25 protein-coding genes are annotated in these 24,666 nt (G+C 38.1%); 8 read left to right on the top strand and 17 right to left on the bottom strand.

What is annotated here, in order from left to right:
- Positions 1-13: 13 nt before the first annotated feature.
- Positions 14-3,370 carry a DNA polymerase III subunit alpha gene (dnaE, locus tag AC4D4B_RS11145; RefSeq protein WP_490999919.1) on the bottom strand — a complete coding sequence of 1,119 codons (3,357 nt, stop codon included), beginning with the start codon at positions 3,368-3,370 and terminating at the stop codon, positions 14-16.
- Between the two features lie 182 nt (positions 3,371-3,552).
- On the opposite strand from dnaE, the gene ytrH reads away from it, so the two are divergent.
- Both ytrH and ytrI read left to right on the top strand, forming a co-directional pair.
- Positions 3,553-3,888 (top strand): sporulation membrane protein YtrH, encoded by a 336-nt coding sequence (ytrH, locus tag AC4D4B_RS11140; RefSeq protein WP_066108934.1) that lies wholly within the window; start codon positions 3,553-3,555, stop codon positions 3,886-3,888.
- Positions 3,858-4,385: a sporulation membrane protein YtrI gene (gene ytrI, locus AC4D4B_RS11135; RefSeq protein ID WP_490996436.1), complete on the top strand. Its 528-nt coding sequence runs from the start codon at positions 3,858-3,860 to the stop codon at positions 4,383-4,385. The genes ytrH and ytrI overlap by 31 nt, the downstream gene beginning before the upstream one ends.
- 43 nt (positions 4,386-4,428) lie before the next feature.
- On the opposite strand, the gene AC4D4B_RS11130 is transcribed toward ytrI, so the two are convergent.
- Entirely contained in the window at positions 4,429-5,376 is a 948-nt protein-coding gene (locus tag AC4D4B_RS11130) for a DHH family phosphoesterase (RefSeq protein ID WP_490999918.1), read from the bottom strand.
- 149 nt (positions 5,377-5,525) lie between these two features.
- Between AC4D4B_RS11130 and AC4D4B_RS11125 the strand changes: the two genes are divergently transcribed.
- Entirely contained in the window at positions 5,526-5,828 is a 303-nt protein-coding gene (locus AC4D4B_RS11125; RefSeq protein WP_490996434.1) for a YtpI family protein, read from the top strand.
- A gap of 71 nt (positions 5,829-5,899) precedes the next feature.
- Here the strand turns inward: AC4D4B_RS11125 and AC4D4B_RS11120 are convergent, their stop codons facing one another.
- Both AC4D4B_RS11120 and AC4D4B_RS11115 read right to left on the bottom strand, forming a co-directional pair.
- Positions 5,900-7,207: a DRTGG domain-containing protein gene (locus AC4D4B_RS11120; RefSeq protein WP_490999917.1), complete on the bottom strand. Its 1,308-nt coding sequence runs from the start codon at positions 7,205-7,207 to the stop codon at positions 5,900-5,902.
- Positions 7,208-7,266: 59 nt separating this feature from the next.
- Positions 7,267-7,515 carry a hypothetical protein gene (locus tag AC4D4B_RS11115; protein ID WP_490999916.1) on the bottom strand — a complete coding sequence of 83 codons (249 nt, stop codon included), beginning with the start codon at positions 7,513-7,515 and terminating at the stop codon, positions 7,267-7,269.
- A gap of 224 nt (positions 7,516-7,739) precedes the next feature.
- Between AC4D4B_RS11115 and AC4D4B_RS11110 the strand changes: the two genes are divergently transcribed.
- Positions 7,740-8,159, top strand: a complete 420-nt coding sequence (locus tag AC4D4B_RS11110; protein WP_490999915.1) for a hypothetical protein — start codon at positions 7,740-7,742, stop codon at positions 8,157-8,159.
- Between the two features lie 397 nt (positions 8,160-8,556).
- Here AC4D4B_RS11110 and AC4D4B_RS11105 read toward each other — a convergent pair whose 3' ends face one another.
- A complete protein-coding gene (locus AC4D4B_RS11105; protein WP_490996430.1) occupies positions 8,557-9,234 on the bottom strand; it encodes a metal-dependent hydrolase in 678 nt (225 codons plus the stop codon).
- Between the two features lie 132 nt (positions 9,235-9,366).
- Here AC4D4B_RS11105 and AC4D4B_RS11100 point away from each other — a divergent pair, with 132 nt between their 5' ends.
- Both AC4D4B_RS11100 and AC4D4B_RS11095 read left to right on the top strand, forming a co-directional pair.
- Positions 9,367-10,458, top strand: coding sequence for a M24 family metallopeptidase (locus tag AC4D4B_RS11100; RefSeq protein ID WP_490999914.1), 1,092 nt, complete (start codon positions 9,367-9,369; stop codon positions 10,456-10,458).
- 261 nt (positions 10,459-10,719) lie between these two features.
- Complete coding sequence (locus AC4D4B_RS11095; RefSeq protein ID WP_490996428.1) at positions 10,720-11,190, top strand: universal stress protein; 471 nt, start codon at positions 10,720-10,722, stop codon at positions 11,188-11,190.
- A 66-nt stretch (positions 11,191-11,256) separates the two neighbouring features.
- On the opposite strand, the gene argH is transcribed toward AC4D4B_RS11095, so the two are convergent.
- The gene (gene argH, locus AC4D4B_RS11090) at positions 11,257-12,630 is read right to left on the bottom strand and encodes an argininosuccinate lyase (RefSeq protein ID WP_490996427.1); all 1,374 of its coding nucleotides are present in this window, start codon (positions 12,628-12,630) and stop codon (positions 11,257-11,259) included.
- On the bottom strand, positions 12,627-13,835 hold the full coding sequence (locus tag AC4D4B_RS11085) for an argininosuccinate synthase (protein ID WP_490999913.1): 1,209 nt from the start codon (positions 13,833-13,835) through the stop codon (positions 12,627-12,629). Before AC4D4B_RS11085 ends, argH begins: the two co-directional genes overlap by 4 nt.
- A gap of 227 nt (positions 13,836-14,062) precedes the next feature.
- On the opposite strand from AC4D4B_RS11085, the gene AC4D4B_RS11080 reads away from it, so the two are divergent.
- On the top strand, positions 14,063-14,377 hold the full coding sequence (locus AC4D4B_RS11080) for a hypothetical protein (protein ID WP_490996425.1): 315 nt from the start codon (positions 14,063-14,065) through the stop codon (positions 14,375-14,377).
- Positions 14,378-14,628: 251 nt separating this feature from the next.
- Here the strand turns inward: AC4D4B_RS11080 and AC4D4B_RS11075 are convergent, their stop codons facing one another.
- From AC4D4B_RS11075 to sppA, 8 genes are all read right to left on the bottom strand, one after another.
- Positions 14,629-15,462, bottom strand: coding sequence for an EcsC family protein (locus tag AC4D4B_RS11075; protein ID WP_490999912.1), 834 nt, complete (start codon positions 15,460-15,462; stop codon positions 14,629-14,631).
- A gap of 238 nt (positions 15,463-15,700) precedes the next feature.
- Positions 15,701-16,888 (bottom strand): acetate kinase, encoded by a 1,188-nt coding sequence (locus AC4D4B_RS11070; protein WP_066108974.1) that lies wholly within the window; start codon positions 16,886-16,888, stop codon positions 15,701-15,703.
- Between the two features lie 202 nt (positions 16,889-17,090).
- Positions 17,091-18,077, bottom strand: coding sequence for a class I SAM-dependent methyltransferase (locus tag AC4D4B_RS11065; protein ID WP_139892796.1), 987 nt, complete (start codon positions 18,075-18,077; stop codon positions 17,091-17,093).
- A 164-nt stretch (positions 18,078-18,241) separates the two neighbouring features.
- A complete protein-coding gene (gene tpx / locus AC4D4B_RS11060; protein WP_490999911.1) occupies positions 18,242-18,742 on the bottom strand; it encodes a thiol peroxidase in 501 nt (166 codons plus the stop codon).
- 122 nt (positions 18,743-18,864) lie between these two features.
- Positions 18,865-19,341 carry a GerW family sporulation protein gene (gene ytfJ / locus AC4D4B_RS11055; RefSeq protein WP_490999910.1) on the bottom strand — a complete coding sequence of 159 codons (477 nt, stop codon included), beginning with the start codon at positions 19,339-19,341 and terminating at the stop codon, positions 18,865-18,867.
- Positions 19,342-19,380: 39 nt separating this feature from the next.
- On the bottom strand, positions 19,381-20,019 hold the full coding sequence (locus AC4D4B_RS11050) for a DUF2953 domain-containing protein (RefSeq protein WP_490999909.1): 639 nt from the start codon (positions 20,017-20,019) through the stop codon (positions 19,381-19,383).
- Positions 20,020-20,158: 139 nt separating this feature from the next.
- Positions 20,159-20,644, bottom strand: coding sequence for an RDD family protein (locus AC4D4B_RS11045; RefSeq protein WP_490996419.1), 486 nt, complete (start codon positions 20,642-20,644; stop codon positions 20,159-20,161).
- A 12-nt stretch (positions 20,645-20,656) separates the two neighbouring features.
- Entirely contained in the window at positions 20,657-21,658 is a 1,002-nt protein-coding gene (gene sppA, locus AC4D4B_RS11040; RefSeq protein ID WP_490996418.1) for a signal peptide peptidase SppA, read from the bottom strand.
- A 131-nt stretch (positions 21,659-21,789) separates the two neighbouring features.
- On the opposite strand from sppA, the gene AC4D4B_RS11035 reads away from it, so the two are divergent.
- Positions 21,790-22,590, top strand: a complete 801-nt coding sequence (locus AC4D4B_RS11035) for an NAD kinase (RefSeq protein WP_490996417.1) — start codon at positions 21,790-21,792, stop codon at positions 22,588-22,590.
- Positions 22,591-22,665: 75 nt separating this feature from the next.
- Here the strand turns inward: AC4D4B_RS11035 and mbcS are convergent, their stop codons facing one another.
- Together mbcS and AC4D4B_RS11025 are read right to left on the bottom strand one after the other, a co-directional pair.
- Positions 22,666-24,249: an acyl-CoA synthetase MbcS gene (gene mbcS / locus AC4D4B_RS11030; protein WP_490999908.1), complete on the bottom strand. Its 1,584-nt coding sequence runs from the start codon at positions 24,247-24,249 to the stop codon at positions 22,666-22,668.
- Between the two features lie 170 nt (positions 24,250-24,419).
- A complete protein-coding gene (locus AC4D4B_RS11025; RefSeq protein WP_490996415.1) occupies positions 24,420-24,620 on the bottom strand; it encodes an alpha/beta-type small acid-soluble spore protein in 201 nt (66 codons plus the stop codon).
- Between the last annotated feature and the right edge of the window lie 46 nt (positions 24,621-24,666).

Genomic DNA, 24,666 nt, shown 5'->3' with positions numbered 1-24,666 from the left:
GTCTTGTACATAGTTAATCTTCTTTAATCAAGACATTTCCTTCTCCTATGATTCTTTCTAAATCCTTCAGTAGGGCGGGAGTAGGGTTCACCCAGTTCTCCTTGGATAATTGTATGGTTTTTGTATCTTTTTCATAATATATATACACCTTTGTGTTTCCGCGATATTGAATCAAAACATTACGAATAGCTGTTAATGTTTTATTGGTTTGTACATTTGGAGCAACTTTAATATAAACGGACTTAAAAAGTTCCTTTATTTTCGGTATATCATTCTCTAAATCATAAAGATTTTGAGTGATAAATTGTTTCTTCCCATTGCGCTCTTCCAGCTTTCCTTCTATTAAAACTAAATTTCCTTCTTTTAAAATGGATGAGTATTGCTTGTACACATTTGGAAAAGTAACCCCTTCCATATCACCCGTTTCATCACTCAGAAGCAGAAAAGCCATATTTTCGCCTTTCTTTGTACGGATGAGTTTAACAGATTGAATATAAGCACCAATAAATCCAGTTGAATTCAGTGGGAAATTGGACAGAGGCAGTGCTCCTGCATGTTTTAATAAAGGTCTTGAACCGCTGATAGGGTGGTCGGATAGATATAAGCCGAGAACTTCTTTTTCTTTTTGTAATTTTGTGTCCGTTGGCATCGGGTCGACTACTACATATTTTGGTTTAATGAACATATCATCAGCATCAAAAAAGCCAACTTCTCCTGAATCAGGACGAACCAATTCAGCGTGCTCCAGTGCTACATCTATGCTTGCCAGAATACTTGCACGGTCCATATTAAATTCGTCAAATGCACCCGCATAACATAAATTTTCCAATACTTTTCTATTTATGATACGGGAGGGAATACGGATACAGACATCAAATAGATCTTCAAATGGACCATTCTTACGAGCTGCAACCAGTTCTTTTAAGACGGAAGCTCCTATCCCCTTCACAGCTGCCAGGCTGTAACGCACCCCTTTATCTCCTTCAAGAATAAATGGGAAGTGACTTTTATTGATCGACGGCGGATAGACTATATAATCTTTTGTTTTTAATTCCTGGACGTATTGAGCTATTTTATCATCGTTGCCAATTACAGAGGTCATCAACCCAGCCATAAAGCTGCGTAAATAATTCGCCTTTAAATAGGCTAACTGATAGGCAATTAGACTGTAAGCGACCGCATGACTCCTGTTAAATCCATAATTTGCGAACCGGACGATTAAGTCATATACTTCATTTGCCGTATGCTGTTCATGCCCTTTAGCCATTGCCCCTTTAACAAAATGAGCTCTTTGTTCATCGAGAACGTCCTTTTTCTTTTTGCTTACAGCTCTTCTCAGCAAATCGGCTTCTCCTAAGCTGAAACCAGCCATTGTCGAAGCAATCTGGATAATTTGTTCCTGATATACAATAATCCCATAGGTAGGCTTCAGAATTGTTTCCAATTCAGGAGTAGGATAAGCAATAGGTTCAATGCCATGTTTACGATTTATGAATGTTGGGATATTATCCATAGGGCCCGGCCTGTACAGGGCATTGACCGCTACCAAATCCTCAAAAACAGTGGGTTTTAGCTTTTTAAGGACATTTTGCATGCCAGCTGATTCAAATTGAAAAATCCCCGATGTTAATCCCTTACTTAGTAACTCAAATGTGGCCGTGTCATCCAATGGAATCTGACTTAACTGAATCTTATTGCCCGATGAACGATTAACCTGTCTCACAATCTGATCAAGTAAAGTTAAATTTCGCAGTCCGAGAAAATCCATTTTCAAAAGACCGATTTCTTCTAAAATTTCCATCGGGAACTGGGTCAAATATACACCCTCATGCCCTTCCTGAATCGGAATTAAATCGGTCAGCGGTTGATCGGTAATAATTACCCCTGCGGCATGTATGGATGTATGTCTTGGAAGCCCTTCCCACTTCTTGGCGATTTCAAAAATTCGCTTATGAAGTGCCGATTCTGCAATCCATGTACGGAAACGGCTGGATTCAGAATGCGCCAATTGTATGGTCAGTCCGTTAATAGGAGGAAGTGAGCGGGAAAGCTGGTCCAGCTCCTTTGTGTTCAATCCGCACACTCTGCCCGCATCCCGCAAGGCGGCCTTTGCTCCGAATGTACCAAAGGTTATAATTTGTGCCACATGAATAGGTCCATATTTCTTTGCTACGTACCGTATCATTTCTTCTCTGCGATTGTCTGGAAAGTCAATATCTATATCAGGCATCGTGATCCTATCCGGATTCAGAAACCTTTCAAACAAGAGATTGTATTCGATAGGATCGACATTGGTGATTCCAAGCACATATGCAACCATTGAACCTGCAGCAGATCCACGTCCAGGACCTGTTAATATCCCTTGTTTATTAGCATGATTCATAAAGTCCCAGACAATCAGGAAATAATCACTGAATCCCATAGTAGCAATTACAGATAATTCATATTCCAATCGTTCAAAATGCTTTTTCTCGGGAGTTGGATAACGCCTGGCAAATCCTTTTTTACAAATCTCCATTAAATATTGATGAGCCGACAAATCATTGGGAACGGGATACTTTGGAAGTAATTTTTGATTAAACTCTAAGTTTACACAGCATTGTTCGGCTATTTGGATCGTATTTTCAAGAGCAGCCACATCGGATGAGTACCACTCCATCATTTCAGAACGGCTCGCAAAATGTTTCCTTTCGTTCTCAGACAACTCGATTGTATCCAAATCTTCTATCTTTATATTATCTTTTAAACAAGTCAAAGCTTGATATGCCAGTGAATCTTCTGGCTTCAAATAACAAATATGGTGAGCGGCAACAAACTGGGTGTTCGTTTTGTCAGCCAGTTGTTTGATCTTCTCTCGCTCCATTCCTTCCGTAGACGGTTTAGGTAATGAAAGATAGAAAGATTGATTACCAAACAAGTTTTTATATTTCAAGAGGACTTTTTCTGCAGCTTGCTCATTGTGGAAAAGTGTACTTTCAATTTCACCCTCTATTCCCGGTGTAATGGCAATGAGCCCTCTTGCATACCCTTTCAACCATCTGAATGGCAAACCATCAGGAGACTTCGTTTGAACTGCACTCGATATCTTCATTAGGTTGTGATATCCTTCATTATTTTTAGCCAACAAAATAAGAGGATAACTTTTATGCTCTTCATCATCAAATATATCTGCAGTCAAACCTATGATAGGCTTAATTCCCTGTTCCATGCATTCCTTGTAAAAAGTCACAGCCCCGTACATAACATTTCGATCTGTTAATGCGATACTGCTGAAACCATTATTCTTTGCCGAGGTAACGATATCCCTGATTGATAACGTACTCTCCAGAAGACTATACGCGCTATATACATGAAGATGGATTAATGACATTCTTTCGTCACATCCTTGTTATCATTTTTGTATTTAGGAGAAATTCTCTCTTATTCTCTATTATAGAAGTCCAATGCTCAAAAAGAAAATATGTTCGATGCAAGTTGAACAACTTTTTAGCCTAATTACATATTGCTCATCCCTCTATCATATATATGTAAAAAACAAAAAGGACGAGGTAAATGAACCAGGCTTTCTTACCAGCGTTTATAAACAGTTTCTTCATCTCATTTGGCGTACTGCTTGGTGGATCTTTAATCGGTGGACTGGCTGCTTTCATAACAGGTCAGCCTCCATTAACTCAAGTATTTCGCCTATCCGAAGGTTTAAGAATTTGGGCTATTGTGGCAGCTATTGGTGGAACTTTCGATGCGGTCTATTCATTTGAACGAGGAATCTTTCATGGGGCAACAAAAGATTTATTCAAACAAATCCTGATTATTATTTCGGCCCTTGGCGGAGCTCAAGCTGGTGCTCTCATTATCCAATGGCTGACACAGGAGCAGTTAAATCCATGAGAATCCCTCCATATTATCGAAACCCCTTATGGCAACGCTTTTTCGCAGGAGTTATTATAGGGGCAATCATAAGCTGGGGGCTTTTTTTGTATATGTTCGGTGATCTGCAGGAAAAGCAAATCCAATTGATTGAAACACAGCAGGATGCTATTAAAGATTTACATGATGAGCTTGAAATATGGCAAAATGAATACGAAATTTTAAATAAAAAAAATGAAAGTAAATTACTCGTACAGGAAATATCCGTTCATATTACAAACTATAAAAAATACAGATTGGATCCACTCAGTATTTTTGAGGTAGAGCAAAGTATTAAAAAAGACTTTGAGAGCTTATTAGGTAAGGATTTAGAAAGTGTGAGTCATGGAAAAGAACTCCTGAAAAGAGCAATTGTTAATAAGAGTATAAAATTAAACGGCAGGAACTATCAACTGGAAATCCAGGAATTAATTCTTTACACACATATCGAAATTTCATTGTCACTTAAACAAATTTGAGAACAGCCGGGTACTTCCCGTGATACCCGGCTGTTCCACTTAATTATTTGGATCCATAGTTGGAACAAACCTGTACGAGATCTGCAAGGACATTATTCATGTCCTCCCAATTGTAAATGGTTGCGCCAGATGCTAAGGGATGCCCGCCTCCATTATATTTCATAGCTACACCATTAATAACGGGGCCTTTTGATCTGAGACGAACTCGAATTTCATCATTTTCCTCAATGAAAAATACCCATGCCTTGATTCCCTTTACAGATCCCAAAGTACTGACAAGTGAAGATGCTCCGGAGGATTTTACACCAAATCGTTCCATGACTTCCTTCGTAATTACGACTACCCCAACTCCTGAATCAATTATTTTAAAGTTTTCAAAAACATAGCCATTCAAACGAACGACCGCTTCATCAACATCATACATACCATCGTATATATCCGAGCGATTAAATCCGTACTGAATAAGCTCGCCGGCATACAGAAATGTTTTATCGGTAGTACTTGGATATAGAAATCTACCCGTATCACCAACGATTCCTGCATATAATAACCGCGCTGCCTCCTGATTCATTCGTAAACCTTTATCCTTACCGTACTCATATAATTCATAAATCATTTCACTGCAGGAGCTTGCTGATGTATCAACCCACAAAAAATCTCCGTAAGGATCCTCATTTGGATGATGATCTATTTTAATCAAAAGATCACCCCTCGTATACCGTTGATCACAGACCCTTTCCTGATTGGCTGTATCACAAACAATCACTAATGCTCCTTCATATGCTTCATCCGGAATCACATCAAGTCGCTTTAGAAAATGTAAAGATTCCTCTTCTTGACCAACCATGAATACTTGTTTTTCTGGAAAGGAATATTTAATGATTTCTCCCAATCCACATTGTGATCCATATGCATCAGGGTCTGGCCGAACATGTCTATGTAGAATGATCGTATTGTATTTTTTGATTGCATCTATAATTTGTTCCTTCATCACTATTCTCCCTTTATCTTTATATTTTTTTATGTAGGCTCATGGGATATGATTTCCATAACTATGGAAAAGGACCCCACTTCCAAATTGGTACAATATTTCAATATCTTGTACAATATAGGCATACAAACCAATTGGAGGCACAGCGCATGGAAATATTCGTATTTTTTATTGTAATGTCTTTTTCCTTTTTTATTTACTATAAGACAAAATACTTCAGAACCAAGTTACCTATGCAAAGGGCATATCTGTCCGGCAAATCGTCCATCTCTTTAGGTATATTTGTAGCCCTGTTCGGTCTTAACCAGCTATTCCTTTTTCAAACAACTGTCACCTATATCGTCGCTGCTATCTTTATTATAGTTGGCGGATTGAGTATATATGGCGGTGTAAGAATGTATAAATATTATGCTCCCCTGGCTGAGGAAGAATATCAGGCAGCACTAAAATAATCGTATCATAATTAATTACGTGAATATGCAAAATTGCCTTTATAGCTCCTATAAAGGCAATTTTTTTATCGTTAACTACGCTCCAATAACTGGCAGGTCATCATAGCCTTACCGACCAATTTTCCTTCATTGAAGACTTCTATATCTACTTTTCCAAACTTGCGGCCAATTTCCAGTACCTTTGGTACAATTTCGAGTTTGCTCTCAAGCTGAACAGGCTTTAAGAAATAGATTGTCATATTCTCTACAACTAAATCACCGCGTTTATATCCTCGCAGCACCCTGTTCGTTGCTTCAATTACCATTGCCGTAAATACACCATACGAGATCGTTCCCAAGTGATTAGTCATCTGAGGTGTCACTTCACACTGATAACTATCATCACCCTGAACAGCCGTCATTTGATTGGCGATGACATCATCAATCGTCTCACCGACCTGTGGTTGCCGCTGGCTCATTTGCAATGCCTTCAAAACATCTTGTCTGCTTATAATTCCGATTAAAAGATTGCGGTTATCAACGACTGGCAGGAGCTCAATACCTTCCCAAACCATCATATGAGCGGCAGATGCTACACTCGTCTTTTCACCTACAAAGATAGGATTTTTGGTCATAACCTTATCAATCTGCACGGAAGCATCAACGCCAAGAATATCCCTTGATGTAACCATTCCCTGCAGGCGCAAATTATCATCTACCACCGGAAAACGGCTATGCTTTGTCGCTTTATTTAGCTGAGTCCAACGTTCAACGGTATTTCCTGCTTTCAGTACTTCTGTTTTCTCAATTGGAATAAGAATATCTTCGACAAGTAAAATCTCTTTTTTGATAAGCTGATCATAGATTGCTCTATTAATCATTGTTGCGACAGTAAAGGTATCGTAAGACGTAGAGATTACAGGCATTTGCAATTCATCCGCAAGTTTTTTAACTGAATCCGCTGTATCAAAACCACCGGTAATCAGCACAGCTGCCCCTGTGGTTAATGCAAGTTCATGCGCCTTCACACGGTTTCCAACAATCAAAAGATTGCCTGCCTCTGTATAACGCATCATTGCCTCCAGTTCCATAGCACCAATGACAAATTTATTCAGCGTTTTATGAAGCCCTGATCTCCCACCAAGGACCTGTCCATCAACGATATTGACTACCTCAGCAAATGTCAGTTTTTCTATATTTTCTTTCTTCTTGCGTTCAATACGAATGGTTCCAACTCTTTCAATCGTACTGACATACCCTTTATTTTCAGCTTCTTTAATTGCCCGATAGGCGGTTCCCTCACTGACGGTCAGTGCTTTTGCAATCTGCCGTACAGAGATTTTTTGGCCAATCGGTAGTTCATCAATATATGCCAATATTTGTTCATGCTTAGTAGCCAAACTATTCACCCTTTTTCGTTATCCATTATTACTATTATAATGGGAAACGTTCCAATCAATCAATGTGACCTTTTATATTGTCTGGAAATAAGGGGATTTTTTGCACCTTTTGGCTGTACAATTGTTTGTTTCTTACCCACACTGTACAAAACAGCTGATAGATTCCCTGCCAAAACACTAAATGCGAGTGCAAGCCATGCGAATGAAAAAATGGTTTCTTCCATATTACCTTCAAATGATAGATATGGAAGCGCCCATATTAACATCGCCAGTCCAATTACCAAACAGATTCCATAGCGTATTTTCATGGATTGATCCCTCCTATAAGATAAATATATGAATAAACGAAAAAAAAAAGAAGTACACATAAAACTAACAGGTTCGGTTTTAAAGGCAAAATTAATATGTTCTTACAGGGTAAAGGTAACTTCGCATATGTATTTACTCTTTTATTCGTTTTGATAAAGGATTTTTCAGTTCATAATACTTATTATTCAAACATATAAAAAAGTACTTGGTTACATCGATTGTATTGATTACTTTAGGTATAGGTGGCTATTTTGCTATTGGGCTATTAAATGTAAAACCACCTTTACCAACCATAACTATCGAAGATAAAAATGTAGAGGTCGCGCAGGCCTCGTATTGCTGGGATGGACTCATAAATGCTGGTTGTGTTGATATGACTTCTCCTCCAGAAATTATTAAAGATCACGAATTCAAACCTGTGGTTGCATCACCTGAATCCGAGTTGAACATAGAATTCAAAAACACACCGCAAGAAAATACATTAAATGTAAATCGGTGGCTTACCAATGAAAAAACAGAAAATGTACAAATTAGGGATAATAAGATAGTATTGCCAAAAGAAAAAGGGATATATGTTTACGATGCATCCGCAAGATGGGAAAAGGGCGACTCAAGTTATGCTTTTGTAATTGAAATCCGATAGTTAAAATAAATCAAGTCGACTTTGTTACTTAATTAAAGAGTAAGTTGGAAGAAAAGTCCGTTCCATTGCGCGCTTACTCCACTCGCTTTCCGCGGGGAGGAAGGCTTTAGCCTCCTCTGCTTCCCGCAGGAGTCGGTGGCTTCCGCTCCATTCCACTAAGTTTAAACCAATCTATTGAAAACAAATAAAAATCCGAGCTATTAGGCGAAATATTTATTAAAATATCACCTAATAGTTCGGATTTATTATTGACTGAAATACTTATGTCCCAGCCTCTTTCCTAGTCCATTTACACTATGAAAAATGATTAGATTTTTATGCTAATTCAAGTGTTAATTATTCTGATATTTAGCATTTTCTTCTTAAAACCAGTCCCGTTAAGATAATGCTCTATTTTCTATAATTCAATAGATTCTCCCGGATTCAGAACCCGAACGAGTTCTGAATCACATAAGGAAGCAAAATAATATGGATCCTGCTTAATTGGCGGGAACGTATTATAGTGAATTGGAACAACTTGTTTAGGGTGCAGGAATTCTGCAGCGAGCGCAGCATCTTCTGGCCCCATCGTGAAATTATCTCCAATCGGCAGGAATGCTAAATCGATTGGATGGCGGTCGCCAATCAACTTCATATCTGAGAATAAGCCTGTATCTCCGGCATGGTAAATCGTTTTACCTTCTGCAGTAATCAACAATCCAGCAGGCATCCCTCCATAAATTAATTGGCCATTCTCCTCAAATCCCGTTCCGTGAAAAGCCTGAGTTAGTTTCACTTTTCCAAAATCGAACTCATAAGCTCCTCCGATGGACATGCCATGTGTTTTTACACCTTTCCATCCCAAGTATGTACTTAATTCAAAATTACAGATTACCAGTGCATCATGTTTTTTGGCTAACTGAACGGTATCGCCCAAATGATCATCATGTCCATGTGTAATTAAAATATAATCTGGATTTACATCCTCCACTGTTAAATCTGTCAATTCATTTCCCGTAATAAACGGATCGATCAGCAATTGCTTCCCCTCTGTTTCGATTTTCACTACGGAATGACCATGAAAAGATACTTTCATCTCCTTCAGTCCTTTCATTGTTTTTTCAATAAATACCCGTTAAATTAAGTTTTCTAACAATTTACATTATCCTGTATAATTGATACTCTACTTTCATAGTAACATTTACATAAAATATTATGGAGGTCCAATATGAGTAACTTAAATCAATTGGCAAATTGGCTTACCGAAAAACAGGCTGATGCTGCTTTTATCACGTCTACAGAAAATGTTTTTTATCTTAGCGGGTTCTATAGCGATCCTCATGAACGTCTATTGGCAGTACTTACCTTCCCTACTGAAGAACCTATCTTAATTTGCCCGCAAATGGAGGTTCCAGACGCAAAACAAGCGGGCTGGAGGTATGAAGTTCTCGGTATTTCCGACACCCAAAATCCATGGGAAGTTATTAAAGAAACATTGAAAAAAAGAAACATTTCTATTCAGACACTGGCAGTGGAAAAAGAACATTTAACAATGGAACGACTTGAAGGACTTAATTCCATTTTAAACCAACCGACATATATATCAGCGGAAGAAAAAATGCGTCAACTGCGTATGGTTAAAAGTCCATCTGAACTAAAAATCATTAAAGAAGCCTGTCGTCTTGCTGACTATGCCATAAAAATCGGAACTGAAGAAATTGCAGAGGGTAAAACAGAAATGGAAATCCTGGCTGCTCTGGAGTATCAATTGAAAAAAGAAGGCGTTTCTGAAATGTCCTTTGCGACAATGGTGTTAACCGGTGAAAACGCCGCTTCCCCTCATGGAGTTCCTGGACAAACGAAGGTCAAAAAAGGTGACCTGGTTCTATTCGACTTAGGTGTAGTGGTAGATGGATATTGTTCTGATATTACACGTACGGTTGCTTTCGGACAAATTAATGATGAACAAAAAGAAATTTACAACACGGTTCTTGAGGCTCAAATTGCTGCAGTTGAAGCATGCCGACCTGGAAAAACGTGCGCCGAAATAGATTTAACAGCACGTAATATTATTAGAAATAAGGGATATGGTGACTATTTCCCTCATCGTCTTGGTCATGGCCTTGGAATTAGCGTTCACGAATATCCTTCCCTGACCGAAATCAACACGCTGTCTCTTCAAGAAGGAATGGTCTTTACGATTGAGCCGGGTATTTATGTTCCTGGCAAAGCCGGCGTTCGCATAGAGGATGATCTATATGTGACTGAGAACGGGGTAGAAATTCTTACTAAATTCCCGAAAGAACTAGTAACTATTTAAGTGCACTATATAATAAACCAACAGACAGCGAGGATAACTCGCTGTTTTTTATGTATTAAAAAAGAATACTGATTGTATTGAGGGTCACTTTCCCCTTCATGGAATATTAAGTGTTTTAATATAATTATTTAACCAAATAAAATATTTAATTTTGTATTATTTATAATAATTATAATTCATTTCAAAATATGTTCATATAATATTCCGACTTTTTGTATAATTTGTAGTATAATATAAATATACTTAAAGGAGGAGATTAATATGGCATTATCCTATAATAATATCCTTGTGGCAGTTGACGGTTCACAGGAGGCAGAATGGGCTTTCAAAAAAGCAATTGACGTAGCTAAAAGAAATGATGCTAGGTTAGTTTTAGCTCATGTTGTCGACAATCGTACATTTGCTGCAGTTGAGGCATACAGCATATCTATTTCTGAGAGCGCTGAGCAATATGCAAAAGACCTTTTAGAAGAATATAAACAAACTGCTCTTGATGCTGGTGTTAGAGATGTAGCTCTATCTATTGAGTTTGGTTCTCCAAAGGTAAAAATACCTAAAGATATCGCTAAATCTTTTAATGTTGACTTAATTATTTGTGGCGCAACCGGTTTAAATGCTGTTGAGCGTTTCTTTATCGGAAGCGTGTCTGAACATATTATTCGTTATGCAAAATGCGACGTAATGGTTATTCGTTCCGATGATAAACCTACGGACCAAGCTGCAGCAAAGTAAGCATGCGCATTAACAATAAAAATCCCATGTGCTGGACACATGGGATTTTTATATTGCATAAGGCTTTTATTCAACTAAACTCTTTGCTTTATCAATAGCCAATCTTACCTGATTAAAGCCTGTTCCACCAGAGCTGTTCCTTCTTCTCACTGCCTCTTCCGGTTTCAAAGCTTCATAGATATCTTCCTCAATTAGATTGGATGCTTCTTTTAATTTTTCTAATGGAAGATCAAGTAGATAGTACCCTTTTTGTATACAATATAGAACTAATTTACCGACAATTTCATGCGCTTCACGAAAAGGGATTCCCTTAGCTGCCAAGTAATCAGCCAACTCAGTCGCATTTGAAAAATCATTATAAACTGCTTCCTTCATTACATTTGTATGAACCTTCATGGTCTCAATCATTCCATTAAAAATTTTCAAAGATCCTTTTAGTGTGATAACCGTGTCAAACATACCTTCTTTGTCCTCTTGCATGTCTTTATTATAAGCAAGCGGCAAGCCCTTTAAGAGAGTTAATAACCCAAAGGCATTTCCATAAACACGTCCGGTTTTACCGCGAATCAACTCTGCCATATCTGGATTTTTCTTTTGTGGCATAATACTTGATCCTGTTGAAAACGTATCATCCAGCTCGATAAACCGATACTCCTGGCTTGACCACAAAATAATCTCTTCACTGAATCTAGATAGATGCATCATGATTAATGATGCATTATTTAAAAACTCTGCGATGAAGTCACGATCACTTACAGCATCTAAGCTATTTTCATAGATTCCATCGAACCCCATCAGTTGAGCAGTCAATTCCCGATTAATCGGGAATGTTGTACCAGCCAACGCGCCTGCTCCAAGAGGTGAGAGATTAATCCTTTTCAGGCTGTCCTGCAAACGTTCTTTATCTCGCTGAAGCATCCAAAAATAGGCCATAAAGTGATGCCCCAATGAAATTGGCTGGGCTCTTTGTAAGTGAGTATATCCTGGAACAACTGTCTCGATATGCTTTTCAGCCACCTGAATCAGCGTGTTTTGGAATTCTGTAATTCCGTCGATGATTTCATTGACCTGGGAACGTAAATATAAATGCATGTCCGTTGCCACTTGATCATTACGGCTTCTGGCAGTATGCAATTTACCACCAACTGGTCCAATTTCATCAATAAGTAATTTTTCCAAATTTAAATGGATATCTTCAAAATCTACCGAAAAGGAGAGCTCTCCTTTTTCAGCCTTTGCCTTTAAAGAGTACAGTCCGTTCTTGATTAACTCGACTTCTTCTTTCGAGAGAATCTCACAGGCTCCAAGCATTGTCACATGGGCAAGGCTTCCTTCAAGGTCTTCCATCACTAATTCTTGATCAAACGCGATGGAGGCGCCAAAGGAATCAATCCATTCTTCGGCAGTTTTCGTAAATCTGCCTCCCCACAGTTTTTTCACACTGTCACCTTCTTTTGATTATGAACCTGACTATTTACTTTTGTTGGCAATCCCCATAGATTGATAAATCCAACCGCACTCGCATGGTCAAATTCGTCAGCTGAAGTATAGGTTGCCAGGTTTTCATTATAAAGAGAGTATTCAGACTTTCTACCTTCCACAATAGCATGGCCCTTAAATAATTTAACACGTACTACACCGGTTACGAAGCTTTGAGATTGTTTCAAAAAGGCAATAAGAGCATCTTTTAGCGGTGAAAACCATAGGCCTTCATAAATGAGTTCAGTTAATTTCTTCTCAATTACAGGCTTAAAATGTGCCAATTCTTTAACCATTGTTAGGTCTTCCAGTTCTTTGTGCGCTTTAATTAAAGTTAATGCACCTGGACACTCGTATACTTCCCTTGATTTAATTCCAACCAAACGATTTTCCACATGATCAATTCTGCCAATGCCATGTTTACCAGCAAGATTATTAAGTTTTTGGATTAACGCGGCTAAAGGAGATTCAACTCCATTTAATGCAACTGGTACACCTTCTTTAAACGTAATCTCAATAATATCTGGTGTATCAGGAGTATGTTCAAGAGCTGTTGTTAAATCATAGGCTCCCTCCGGAGGTGCTGCCCATGGATCTTCGAGAACTCCGCATTCATTACTGCGTCCCCATAAATTTTGGTCAATTGAGTATGGGCTATCTAAATTAATCGGTACAGGAATATTATTTTGTTTCGCATATTCAATCTCCTCTTCGCGAGACCAGCTCCAATCTCTAACCGGGGCAAGTACCTTCAAGTTAGGGTTCAATGCTTGAATAGATACTTCAAAACGTACTTGATCATTCCCTTTTCCAGTACAGCCATGTGCCACAGCAACAGCATTTTCTTTTTCCGCTACTTCTACAAGTTTTTTAGCAATCAATGGTCGGGATAAAGCAGAAATTAATGGATATTTTCCTTCATACATTGCATGCGCCTGAAGAGCTACTAACGCGTAATCATTAGCAAATTCTTCTCTGGCATCTATAACATAGGAAGAACAGGCACCAACTTTAATAGCCTTTTCTTTTATAAAATCTAAATCTTTGCCTTCCCCTACATCCAGGCAGCATGCTACCACGTCATACCCCTTTTGTTTTAACCAGGAAATAGCAACTGATGTATCTAATCCTCCTGAATAGGCAAGTACTACTTTATTTTTATTCATGAACGTTCCCCTCCGATGTATATTTATTCAAATAAAAATGTTTTTATGCAATTAGAATATGTTATTCACTTTACCAACATTATGTGACTTTTTCAAGTATTTCCTGAAAATTTATTTTAGGCTGAATCATTGTAACTTTCCATCATTAGAAATTACAAAAGAAATTCGTATATATTAGCCAGATTGTGTAAACTATTTGTATGAATGAACATTGGGAGTGAAGTAAAATGGAGGATTTTTTCATATACGATGAACGTCTGGGTATACCGATTCCTCACCTGAAATTGGACTTTTCTGTCTACCCTCCTATTGTACAAAAAGCCATCCTAAACCGTTGGGAACAAATTAGAGGGAAAATCCCAGAGCGTATACAGGATATTGAACGAATTATTAATCATAAATTAAATCAGCTAAATGATGAAGATGATTTTGAGGTTTCATGTACTCTTAATTACGAAATTGCTGAACACGCCTCAATCATAAATGATTTATGGATTTGGTACAGAACTGAACAGGATTTAACAGGAAAGAAACATTTATAATTTATGGTCTATTATCAAAAAAACCGCCCATTATTGTGGGCGGTTCATTCTATATTATTCATAAATTATGCAATTTAATCTTCCTATACTTCCTTGATGATATCTCTATGCTCTGGAATAATTAGTTTCTCTAATACTAGCTTACCATCTTACTGGAACCAGGCAATACATCAGATGAAGTCTGCTGAAGATCCATATCCATTTGAGAGCTTACTCCCTATATGTAGCTACACACTGTGATACATCTATCATCAAAGGTTTACTTTTTCACTTAAGTAACGATATTTATAAAATTTATCTGCAAAATCCGTAACTTTTTTGGTTAGACGATAATTAGCACCTGAACCGATAGCCATGCTTAGAATGGGTATTCCCTTAAATACCTTTTTCCTAAAGAAATATATAGCCATCACCTTCATCATTTGTTTAATAGGCTGATCAAACCAAAACACATTGCTCAACTCATCTTCCCCTTCATAAAAATAAGAAGGTGGATGATCCAAATCCTCCATTAAGGTCTCCCAGAAATACTTTTGCATACGCTCTGGCATAGTACCAGCATGGAATACCTTTAGTGAAAGCATGATTTCATACGGGGTGTTCATTTCAAAACCATACGAAATTCCTATCAGCTGAATACTCCTTAAATTGATCACCATTTGAGCCGGCAAATCCGCTGCTAAAGCCAAACCTCCATTTACAGCCGAAATACCTCCCTGAACAAGAGAATACATCCGATGTCTGGCCACTTGCTGTTCAGCGATATAGGCCAACTGATCAATAGAAAGCTCTTTTAAGTCTTTTAGTGTTGATATATTCTCATCAAAAACGCGGGCATTTGTTAGTATACGATTCCTTGCATCAAGTTGGAATTGAGACTCATGAATCATGGAGTGCAGGTGAAATAACCAATTATCCATTTTTGAGAAAAACTCCTGTTGTGTACTCTCCGGCAACAGCGTGAACATATTCTCTATCCACCGATCATAATATGTTTCAAAATCGGTTGGCTCACTTGCCTTCATTTCCGCTTCCCACTCTTTTATTTCCATCCAAATTTCCTGATCCCGTTTCGTCAACGCCATATAATGATCACCTCTTTAAATGGTCTGATACAAAAAGTATATCACATATCGTACCAATTCCTACATTCTCGAAAATAGGGCTATAAAGAAGTCCCAACAATGATCAGATATAAGAAATAATGCAAGGTAACATTATCCATCAAAATACTCCTGAGTGAACACAAAAAGGAATTCAAACTAGAGCTATAAAGCTCTAGTCCGAATTCCTTTTATCGTTAGGCTAAAATTATGCCAGTTATTAATGTGTTAAACGTACCACATCACGGGCAATCATTACTTCTTCATCAGTTGGGATGATGATAACTTTAACCGGTGAATATGGATGGTTCACAAATTGCTCTTTTCCACGTACATTGTTTAAAGCTGGATCCCAATATACGCCCATGAATTCTAAGCCTTTTAATACACGCGCACGGATTTCAGAACTATTTTCACCAATACCAGCTGTGAAGATAATTGCATCTACCCCGTTCATTTTCGCTGCGTAGGATCCGATATATTTGTGAATACCATCAGCAAATTTAGAGATAGCCAATTCAGCGCGCTCGTTACCTTCTTCAGCTGCTTGTTCAATATCACGTAAGTCGCTGGAGAAACCGGAAACACCAAGCATACCGGATTTTTTATTAAGAATATTGATTACATCATCAGCTGTTTTACCTGTTTTAGCCATTAAGAATGGGATTAAGGCAGGGTCTAAGCTTCCGGATCTTGTCCCCATTGTTAAACCTTCCAACGGAGTGAATCCCATAGTTGTATCGATTGATTTTCCGCCTTCAATTGCGGTAATACTTGCTCCATTACCTAAGTGGCAGGAGATTAAACGCAATTGCTCAAGAGGACGTTTTAATAGCTCAGCTGCACGCTCAGATACATATTTATGAGAAGTTCCGTGGAAACCATATTTACGGATTCCGTATTCTTTATAATAGTCGTATGGTAAGCTGTACAGATAAGAGCTTTCAGGCATTGTTTGGTGGAATGCTGTATCGAAAACAGCAACCGCTGGTACGTTTGGCAATACTTCACGGAAAGCTCTGATACCAGTTGCGTTCGCACGATTGTGAAGAGGCGCTAATTCAGCCAAGTCTTCAATTTGCTCCAATACTTCATCTGTAATAACAGCAGAATCCTTAAAGATTTCTCCACCATGTACGATTCTGTGTCCAATTCCTTCAATTTCTTCAAGAGAATTGATGATTTTATATTCAGTAAGCTTTTCAAGTAAAAGCTTTACGGCAACAGAATGGTCAGGTATTTCTGTAACCATCGTTTTCTTTTCTCCATTTACTGTAATTGTAAAAATAGAGTCTTGAAGTCCGATTCTTTCTACAATCCCTTTAGTGATTACAGTTTCCTCAGGCATCTCAAATAATTGAAATTTTAAAGAGGAACTCCCAGCATTAATCGCGATTATTTTTGACATATATTCTCTGCTCCTTACATTTATGAATAGCATCGATGTTACACGGTAACTGCTTATTTATATGTTCTCGATTCCAATTAAAACATTGAACAAGCGTTCTCGCAAGCCGAAATTACTTTGTTACCGTTTTCACAATAATATTATTTTATTTAAACAATTCTAACTTGTCAAAAAATTTATATAACGGTAATAAAGCTTTCTTTTACTTTTCTTCTTCAATCCATGCATCGATTTTACTTAACATGGAAGCAGTAGCTGCCCTGTCAGATAGCTTCGGCATATTGACGAGCAGAACCTGTTTTGGTGCTTTTATATCTTTCCCCTTTTTCTGCAGGATAAGAATACTTTTAGCCGATTGCTTCGATTGGAATAAACTTTCAGGCAGCTGAATCATCCCCTGAATATATCCCTCTTCGTTAATAAATTGATGAAGAGCCTTTGCTTCAACTGTGTTGAAAAGATCATTAGGAATCAGGAAAAATAGATATGCCCCTTCTTTTGAATACGTGAAGCTTTGTTCAATTAATAAATGATGCGCATATGACATACCATTTTCAGATTTCACTTTAAAATCGGCTGCTCTCTGATCGTTTGGATAATAGCCTACCGGTAAATCACAAACTACTGCATCTGCAGGGTTAATAAATAACGGCTGCAGGCTATCCTGATGTAAAAATTGAATTGGATGCCCGATAAGATTAGCTCCACAATAGGCAAGTCTGATTAAAGTTTCATCGACCTCAACACCTGTAGCATCTAACTCCTTTTTATCCAGTGAATTTAAAATAGAAAACAGAAGGTTACCTGTTCCGACTGCCAAATCAGTTATCGTTAACGTATCTTGATTTTTGGTGAATTTTTCGAGCAGATAAGCAAATAGAAATCCCAAGGCATCCGGTGTCATTTGATGATTTGCCTGAACATTAGATCTGCTGGATTTCAATACTGCCAATTGCCAACCTTTGCGGATATCCTCTTTACTAAACTGCTCCAAAGGTTTATCCTGATAGCTGTTTTTCAAACGCTTGACTGCCAGTTCACTCAATTCTTCCTGAAGAACGGCGTTATGGAACCAATTTTCTCCTGTTTCAGCGATGGCTTCTAACTCTGTAATCCCTAGTTCGTCCTGTATGATAGTTGCGGTAGATGTTATCAATTCGTATATAGATTCAACATTTGTTGTGATCATTTTAAGTTCCTCCAGCTTTTGTGCATTTTACTTTCCCCATTGTAGTATTACGTTACATAAAGGACAAGTCTAATCATTCAAAAAATACGTTCATGAAAAACGCCCCTTAAACGTTAGAAAAGCCTGTCTAACTTTAAGGGGCAGAAAGTTTATATAGAGCCTTTTTACTTTGCAGCTTTTGCTGCTTCAAGCGCTGCTTCATATTGCGGATGCGTAGTGCCTTCCGGTACATATTCCACATATGTCACTTTATTATTGCTGTCAACCACAAAAACAGCACGTGCCAATAAACGTAATTCTTTCATTAGTACTCCGTAAGCCTCTCCAAAAGAAGCGTCTCGGTGGTCAGAAACCGTCATTACGTTTTCTAAACCTGCTGCTGCACACCAGCGTTTTTGAGCAAAAGGAAGATCCATGCTTACTGTCATTACAACAACATCCCCTGCTTTTGCTGCCTCTTCATTGAATTTTCTTGTTTGAGTATCGCAAACGCCTGTATCCAAAGAAGGCACGACACTAATGATTCTTACTTTTCCATCTGTATCCTTCAAAGTTACTGGAGATAAATCATTTGCCAACACCGTAAAATCAGGTGCAGTGTCACCTACTTTTACTTCCTCACCAATCAATGTAACCGGATTACCTTTAAATGTAACTGTTGCCACACCAATTCCTCCTTATATTCCGATATATTCTCTACATTCTTAAGTATAGAGATATTCATACTCTTTGTAAAAAAATAACCACATTCGCATGGAATGTGGTTATGATAAAACTTTACTAACAATCACATAAAACTGTTCCCTGATTCATCGGAAGTGGAATCTGAGGAATCCTGAGAATTGGAATTATTTTTTTTATTGTTTTTCCCCACCTTCGAAATCATCGATTCTACCTTATCCATAGCAATCGGAGCTGAATCAAGAATTTTTTCGATTAGATGTGTACTCTCATTAAGATGAAGCATTTTTACACCTTGAGCATTAACAATTAGAAAAGCAATCGGTGTGATTGAAACTCCACCTGCAGCTCCTCCGCCAAATGGATGACGCTTCTCCTCGCCACCAGTACCCTGGCTTCCTCCACGGCTAATTTGATAGTCACTACCTCCGGCTGCATAGCCAAATCCAACCTTTGACACAGTCATGATCACACTGCCATCAGGAGTTTCTACGGGATCACCGATAATCGTATTAACATCAATCATACTTTTTAAGTTTTCCATTGCTGAATTCATGAGACCTTCAATTGGATGATTGGACATTTTATAACCTCCTGCATAGTTTTGCTTATTTCAATTTTTTCATTTCCTTAGCATTAAACGTGCCAGCTTCCAACCTGCAACTATAGTTTTTGCCATTCGGACACGGGCTATGCATTCGATTTTCGTTTCAAATGGTTTCTTGACTGAGAAATATGGGATAATATCGATTTTAGGAGGTATCATTAATGTAAAATACTGACTGATGATACCAATAGCTCCGCCAGTTAACCCCCATAATGCTCCCGTTGCCACTGCTGTTGTTGATGCTTCACCTGTACCGTAATGAATTTCCATTTGCAAATCTGTCATTTGTATTTTAGAGGTGAATTTTTTTACAGTTCCTTGATAACTCCTCAATTGTGAAAACATTTCCTTCAGATTCTGAAAGGCAGCTTGAACACCATCCATAGATAAAGATTCATCACCAGAGGATTCACATTGGTTTGATTGATTATGTTGCCGGTAAGTACTTTCCCGATAAGAAGAAGGCTGATATTTTTCGTCAGACAGCTGTACTACTTTAGAATAGTGGATAAGACCTCTCCATAACTGAACCTTTATAATTGCCTTATTCTTTTCCTGAGTATGATGATATTCAATATGTATTGTCACTTTCGAAAGCAAAAAGACGGATATAAGGATTAGCACAACTATACAAATCAGTAATAAAAGCTTCATCGTTTATATCCTCCCGAGTACGTCATCAAACAAACAGTATGGTCAATAATAACTGTATCTAAACTTTTTTCATTAGCTTTTTTAACGCCAGATAGCAAAAAAGACCCCTTCTAAAAGAAGGAGTCCTTTAAAGCACATATTATTTACCACGCTCTTCCAGCACAACAACTGTATCACTGAACATATCATGAAAGCCCTGTTTCTTAGGATTGAATGCAATAACGATATAACCGAGCATAAGCACAGCGGAGATATATCGGCCAATCCATTCTCTAAAGATTACTGTTTTCCAATCCAAAGGCGTTCCATCCAGCGATACCACTCTAAGACCCATAATCATTTTTCCTAGAGATTGGGCTAAGAATTTGGAAGTAAGAATAAAATAACCGAAAAATACAATGGAATCAACTATGGTATAAGCAGAGAAAATACCTGTATCATCCATAGGGATATCAAACAGTCTAAATATCGGATTGATCAATAATCGACTTATGCTTCCAATTACTATAAGATCGATGAGATAGGCCCAGAATCTCATCCAAAATCCTGCACGCAGATGGTTTGGAACAGAGTCAGGAGGCTGTACCTGTTCGTCTAAAGTCAGTTCTTCTTGATAATCTTCCATTTTCCACCCTCCTTAATTCGCAGAATATAAATACATCATCCGCGGCGATTGATTTTCAGTCATTAAGCTTTTTATCGTGCTTACCTCATCATTAACGCCTACCCATTGCTGCATTTTCATCGAAAATAATGAGCCGAGGCTATCTGACCCAATTAAACGAACCACTTGTGCATCTTTTAAATTTTCACTTTTTTTCATATCTTTAATTACATCCTCTAAATAACCAAGCTCATCAATTAAATTAATTTCCATTGCTTGACGGCCATCGTAAATACGCCCATCAGCAATTTTTCTTACTTCATCCTCAGACATACCGCGCCCCTCCGCAATGACCTTCACAAATTGATCATAGGAGCTGGTAACCATCGATTGAAGAATTTCCTTTTCATCCTCTGTCACTTCTCTAAATGGATTCATAAGATCCTTAAATTCACCGCTTTTAATAGTGACCATGTCGATTCCATACTTTTCAGCTAATCCTTCAAAGTTATAGCTTTGCATAATGACTCCAAGTGACCCTGTCAATGTTTCCGGACTGGCAAATATCTTGTCGGCCGGTGTTGAAATATAATATCCTCCAGATGCAGCCTGCGAACCCATTGATACATATATTGGTTTCTTTGTTTCCTTTTTAATTTGCATTAACTTATTATGTATTTCCGCACTTTCCACAACACCGCCACCCGGGCTGTTTACGCGTAAAATAATTCCCTTCACTGCATCATTATCCTTAATGGCATTCAATCTTTCCATAAAAGATCGGTGATTATAGGCTTCAGTCGTAAAATAACTATCTTCCTCACCCGTGTCCTGAATGACTCCCTCTACATCCATGACAACGATTTGACTGTTCACATCCCCTTCTTCAATAATATCCTCCTCAAATAATGTATCCTCAAACAAATTTGTCATAGCAGACTCTTCACTTGAAAATGTTGAGATAGCATTCATAAGGACGGATACAAAAAATATCACCGCTGCTATTCCAAGTGCCAACCATCTTTTTTTACTCATACAAATTGTCCCCCAATCACTCTTTAAGTTGTTTTAATGTTCTTATTATTCATGATAGAATTATTATAGCACCTTATTTTGGTAAACCTATAATCAGGAGTACCCATACTAACCTACAAGGAGGGAACAAAATGGCAGAACGCAGAAATATCTTTTTTTATTACAAGCAAGGTCAAGAAATGGTGGATCAGGTCAATAAATTAAAGGATAATGCAAACAACTACGGATTCGAACTTGTAGATGAACATAAAGATGCTAATATTATCGTTAGTGTAGGAGATGACGGAACATTTCTTCAGGCAGTACGTAAGACAGGCTTCAGAGAGGATTGCCTGTATGCAGGCATTTCATTGAACAAGCAATTAAATATGTATTGTGATTTCTACATAGATGATACGGAAAGTATGGTGGAAGCAGTCACAAAGCCCGTCATTGAAGTAAGAAAATATCCTACAATAGAAGTAACGGTTGATAACCAAATAAGCTTTGATTGCTTAAATGAATGCACATTCCGTTCCGCTTTAATTAAAACAATGGCTATCGATGTTCGAATTGATGATATATTATTTGAAACATTCCGTGGTGATGGGATGATCATTTCTACACCTACCGGAAGTACTGCCTACAATAAATCGGTCAACGGTGCAGTGGTAGACCCTTTGCTTGACTGCATGCAGGTAAGCGAAATAGCATCGATGAATAATAATCATTATCGTACGCTTGGTGCTTCATTTATTTTGGCTCCCGATCGTACTCTATCTCTTCAAGTAAAAGATAATGAAAACGATTACCCGATTATCGGGATGGATAATGAAGCGATGAGTATTCATCTTACCGAACGATTGGATATTAAACTGAGCGGAAGATATATCAAGACGGTTAAATTACGTAATAATTCTTTTTGGGAAAAAGTACACAGGACATTCCTTTAAATCTTCATACGAAGGAAACAAAAAAGATGATTCCGCTGGTCGGAATCATCTTTTTTTCTCGAAAGAGGATATTGCTTACGCCTTATATACTTCTTTCTCCTTATTCCTTAATTCGACACGCATGATTTTGCCGCTGATTGTTTTCGGCAAATCTTCCACAAAAATTATTTTTCTTGGATATTTATAAGGGGCTGTAAGCTCTTTAACATGGTGCTGCAAGGTTTGCATCAATTGTGGATCATTGGCATCAACGCTATCCTGTAAGACTACGAACGCTTTTACGATTTGCCCTCTTACCTCATCCGGACTCCCTACTACAGCGCACTCCTTCACATAAGGATGTTTAACAAGTGCATCCTCCACTTCAAATGGTCCAATGGTATAACCCGAACTGATAATTATATCGTCACCGCGTCCCTCAAACCAAAAATACCCGTCCTCATCTTTTTTAGCTTTATCTCCCGTAATATAAAAATCTCCTCTAAACTGCATGGCTGTCCGTTCCGGGTCCTTATAGTAATTTTTAAACAGCGCAGGGGTTTTAATGTGGACAGCTATATCGCCTACTTCGCCAGGTTGGCAAATCTGCCCCTCCTCATTAATAATTTCCACGCTATTTCCAGGGGTTGGTTTACCCATTGAACCCGGCTTCACATCCATGCCCTTCATGATACCGACCAGAAGGGTATTTTCTGTTTGCCCGTATCCGTCACGAACAGTGACTCCGAAATAGTTTTGAAATGTATCGATCACTTCTCTATTAAGCGGCTCTCCTGCTGAAACGGCACTATGTAGGCTTCCCAGGCTATATTTATCGAGGCTGTCTACCTTCGCCATTAAACGATATTCAGTAGGAGTACAGCATAAAACAGTAATTGAATGCTGATCAATTAATTTTAAATATTTCTCTGCTTCAAACTTTCCGTGATATACAAACCCAGTAGCTCCCGATCCAAGGACAGATAAAAAGGGACTCCAAATCCACTTTTGCCATCCAGGTCCGGCTGTAGCCCATACAACATCATCATCACTTATTGATAACCAGTTTGAGGCAGCTGTTCTGAGATGTGCATAGGCCCAGCTATGAGTGTGGACAACTCCCTTTGGTTGCCCTGTTGTACCTGAAGTATAGGATAAAAAAGCCATATCATCTCCCATAGTTTTCACCATTTGTAACTCTTCTGAAGCGTCTTTCATTCGTTCATCCAGTTGAATCCACCCATCTTCATTTCCATTTATAACAAATGATTTCAGTGAATCCTCCAATATAATTTCTGTAAATAAAGAGGTATGAGGCTTATGAACAATTACCGCTTTTGCTTCTGCATGCTTGCTTCGATAAAGAAGATCCTTTTCCCGAAGCATTTCAGAACATGGTATGACCACTGTACCTATTTTTAAAGCAGCTAAGTAAATCACATACGCTTCAATAAAGCGAGGAATCATGACGAGAATTTTATCCCCCTCCCTCAACCCTTCCTCTAACAAAATATTGCCAACTTTATTCACCCTTTTAATCAATTCTCCATACGTAATTTTTTGTGTTTCCCCGTATTCATTTTCCCAAATCAATGCGATTTTGGTTTCGTTCTTACTGTAATTTTCTACCTCGCTAACTAGATTATATTGTTCTGGTGCGATCAGGTTCTGTTGACTCATATCCTTCTCCTCCCTTAAAACAAATAATGTTAATCAAACTCTATTATACCTTGTTTTACAATTAATGGATTAAGAGAGTGGAAAAAGATTGGCTCTTACTATTGCTTTCAACATACAAAAAAAAAGAAAGCGGACTAAAAAATCCGCTTTCTTGTAGCCATATTATTTAATTATCTGGAGTAACCTCCACCCAATTGTTGTTCAGCCATTTGAACAAGACGTTTCGTAATCTCTCCACCAACAGAACCGTTAGCGCGAGCTGTTGTTTCTGCTCCAAGTTGTACACCAAACTCAGAAGCGATTTCATATTTCATTTGGTCAAGAGCTTGTTCAACTCCTGGTACCAAAAGATTGTTTGTGTTGTTTGACATGTGTTTTTCACCTCCTTGTGATAATAGAGTGTGTAAAAACACATAT

The sequence above is a fragment of the Pradoshia sp. Z6_59 genome (assembly GCF_058267515.1).
Note: the sequence above shows the minus strand (reverse complement) of the source record. Positions and strands in the feature narration are given on the sequence as shown.

Bases quoted from the DNA above. Each gene is read 5' to 3' on its own strand.
- AC4D4B_RS11080 (WP_490996425.1), top strand. From the start codon at position 14,063: ATGGAGGATTTTTTCATATACGATGAACGTCTGGGTATACCGATTCCT.
- AC4D4B_RS11050 (WP_490999909.1), bottom strand. From the start codon at position 20,019: ATGAAGCTTTTATTACTGATTTGTATAGTTGTGCTAATCCTTATATCC.
- AC4D4B_RS11100 (WP_490999914.1), top strand. From the start codon at position 9,367: ATGAGTAACTTAAATCAATTGGCAAATTGGCTTACCGAAAAACAGGCT.
- AC4D4B_RS11075 (WP_490999912.1), bottom strand. From the start codon at position 15,462: ATGGCGTTGACGAAACGGGATCAGGAAATTTGGATGGAAATAAAAGAG.
- AC4D4B_RS11085 (WP_490999913.1), bottom strand. From the start codon at position 13,835: ATGAATAAAAATAAAGTAGTACTTGCCTATTCAGGAGGATTAGATACA.
- ytfJ (WP_490999910.1), bottom strand. From the start codon at position 19,341: ATGTCCAATCATCCAATTGAAGGTCTCATGAATTCAGCAATGGAAAAC.
- mbcS (WP_490999908.1), bottom strand. From the start codon at position 24,249: ATGAGTCAACAGAACCTGATCGCACCAGAACAATATAATCTAGTTAGC.
- sppA (WP_490996418.1), bottom strand. From the start codon at position 21,658: ATGAGTAAAAAAAGATGGTTGGCACTTGGAATAGCAGCGGTGATATTT.
- AC4D4B_RS11105 (WP_490996430.1), bottom strand. From the start codon at position 9,234: ATGAAAGTATCTTTTCATGGTCATTCCGTAGTGAAAATCGAAACAGAG.
- AC4D4B_RS11045 (WP_490996419.1), bottom strand. From the start codon at position 20,644: ATGGAAGATTATCAAGAAGAACTGACTTTAGACGAACAGGTACAGCCT.
- ytrI (WP_490996436.1), top strand. From the start codon at position 3,858: ATGGCTGACACAGGAGCAGTTAAATCCATGAGAATCCCTCCATATTAT.
- ytrH (WP_066108934.1), top strand. From the start codon at position 3,553: ATGAACCAGGCTTTCTTACCAGCGTTTATAAACAGTTTCTTCATCTCA.
- AC4D4B_RS11130 (WP_490999918.1), bottom strand. From the start codon at position 5,376: ATGAAGGAACAAATTATAGATGCAATCAAAAAATACAATACGATCATT.
- AC4D4B_RS11115 (WP_490999916.1), bottom strand. From the start codon at position 7,515: ATGAAAATACGCTATGGAATCTGTTTGGTAATTGGACTGGCGATGTTA.
- AC4D4B_RS11035 (WP_490996417.1), top strand. From the start codon at position 21,790: ATGGCAGAACGCAGAAATATCTTTTTTTATTACAAGCAAGGTCAAGAA.
- AC4D4B_RS11125 (WP_490996434.1), top strand. From the start codon at position 5,526: ATGGAAATATTCGTATTTTTTATTGTAATGTCTTTTTCCTTTTTTATT.
- AC4D4B_RS11070 (WP_066108974.1), bottom strand. From the start codon at position 16,888: ATGTCAAAAATAATCGCGATTAATGCTGGGAGTTCCTCTTTAAAATTT.
- dnaE (WP_490999919.1), bottom strand. From the start codon at position 3,370: ATGTCATTAATCCATCTTCATGTATATAGCGCGTATAGTCTTCTGGAG.
- AC4D4B_RS11065 (WP_139892796.1), bottom strand. From the start codon at position 18,077: ATGATCACAACAAATGTTGAATCTATATACGAATTGATAACATCTACC.
- AC4D4B_RS11095 (WP_490996428.1), top strand. From the start codon at position 10,720: ATGGCATTATCCTATAATAATATCCTTGTGGCAGTTGACGGTTCACAG.
- AC4D4B_RS11025 (WP_490996415.1), bottom strand. From the start codon at position 24,620: ATGTCAAACAACACAAACAATCTTTTGGTACCAGGAGTTGAACAAGCT.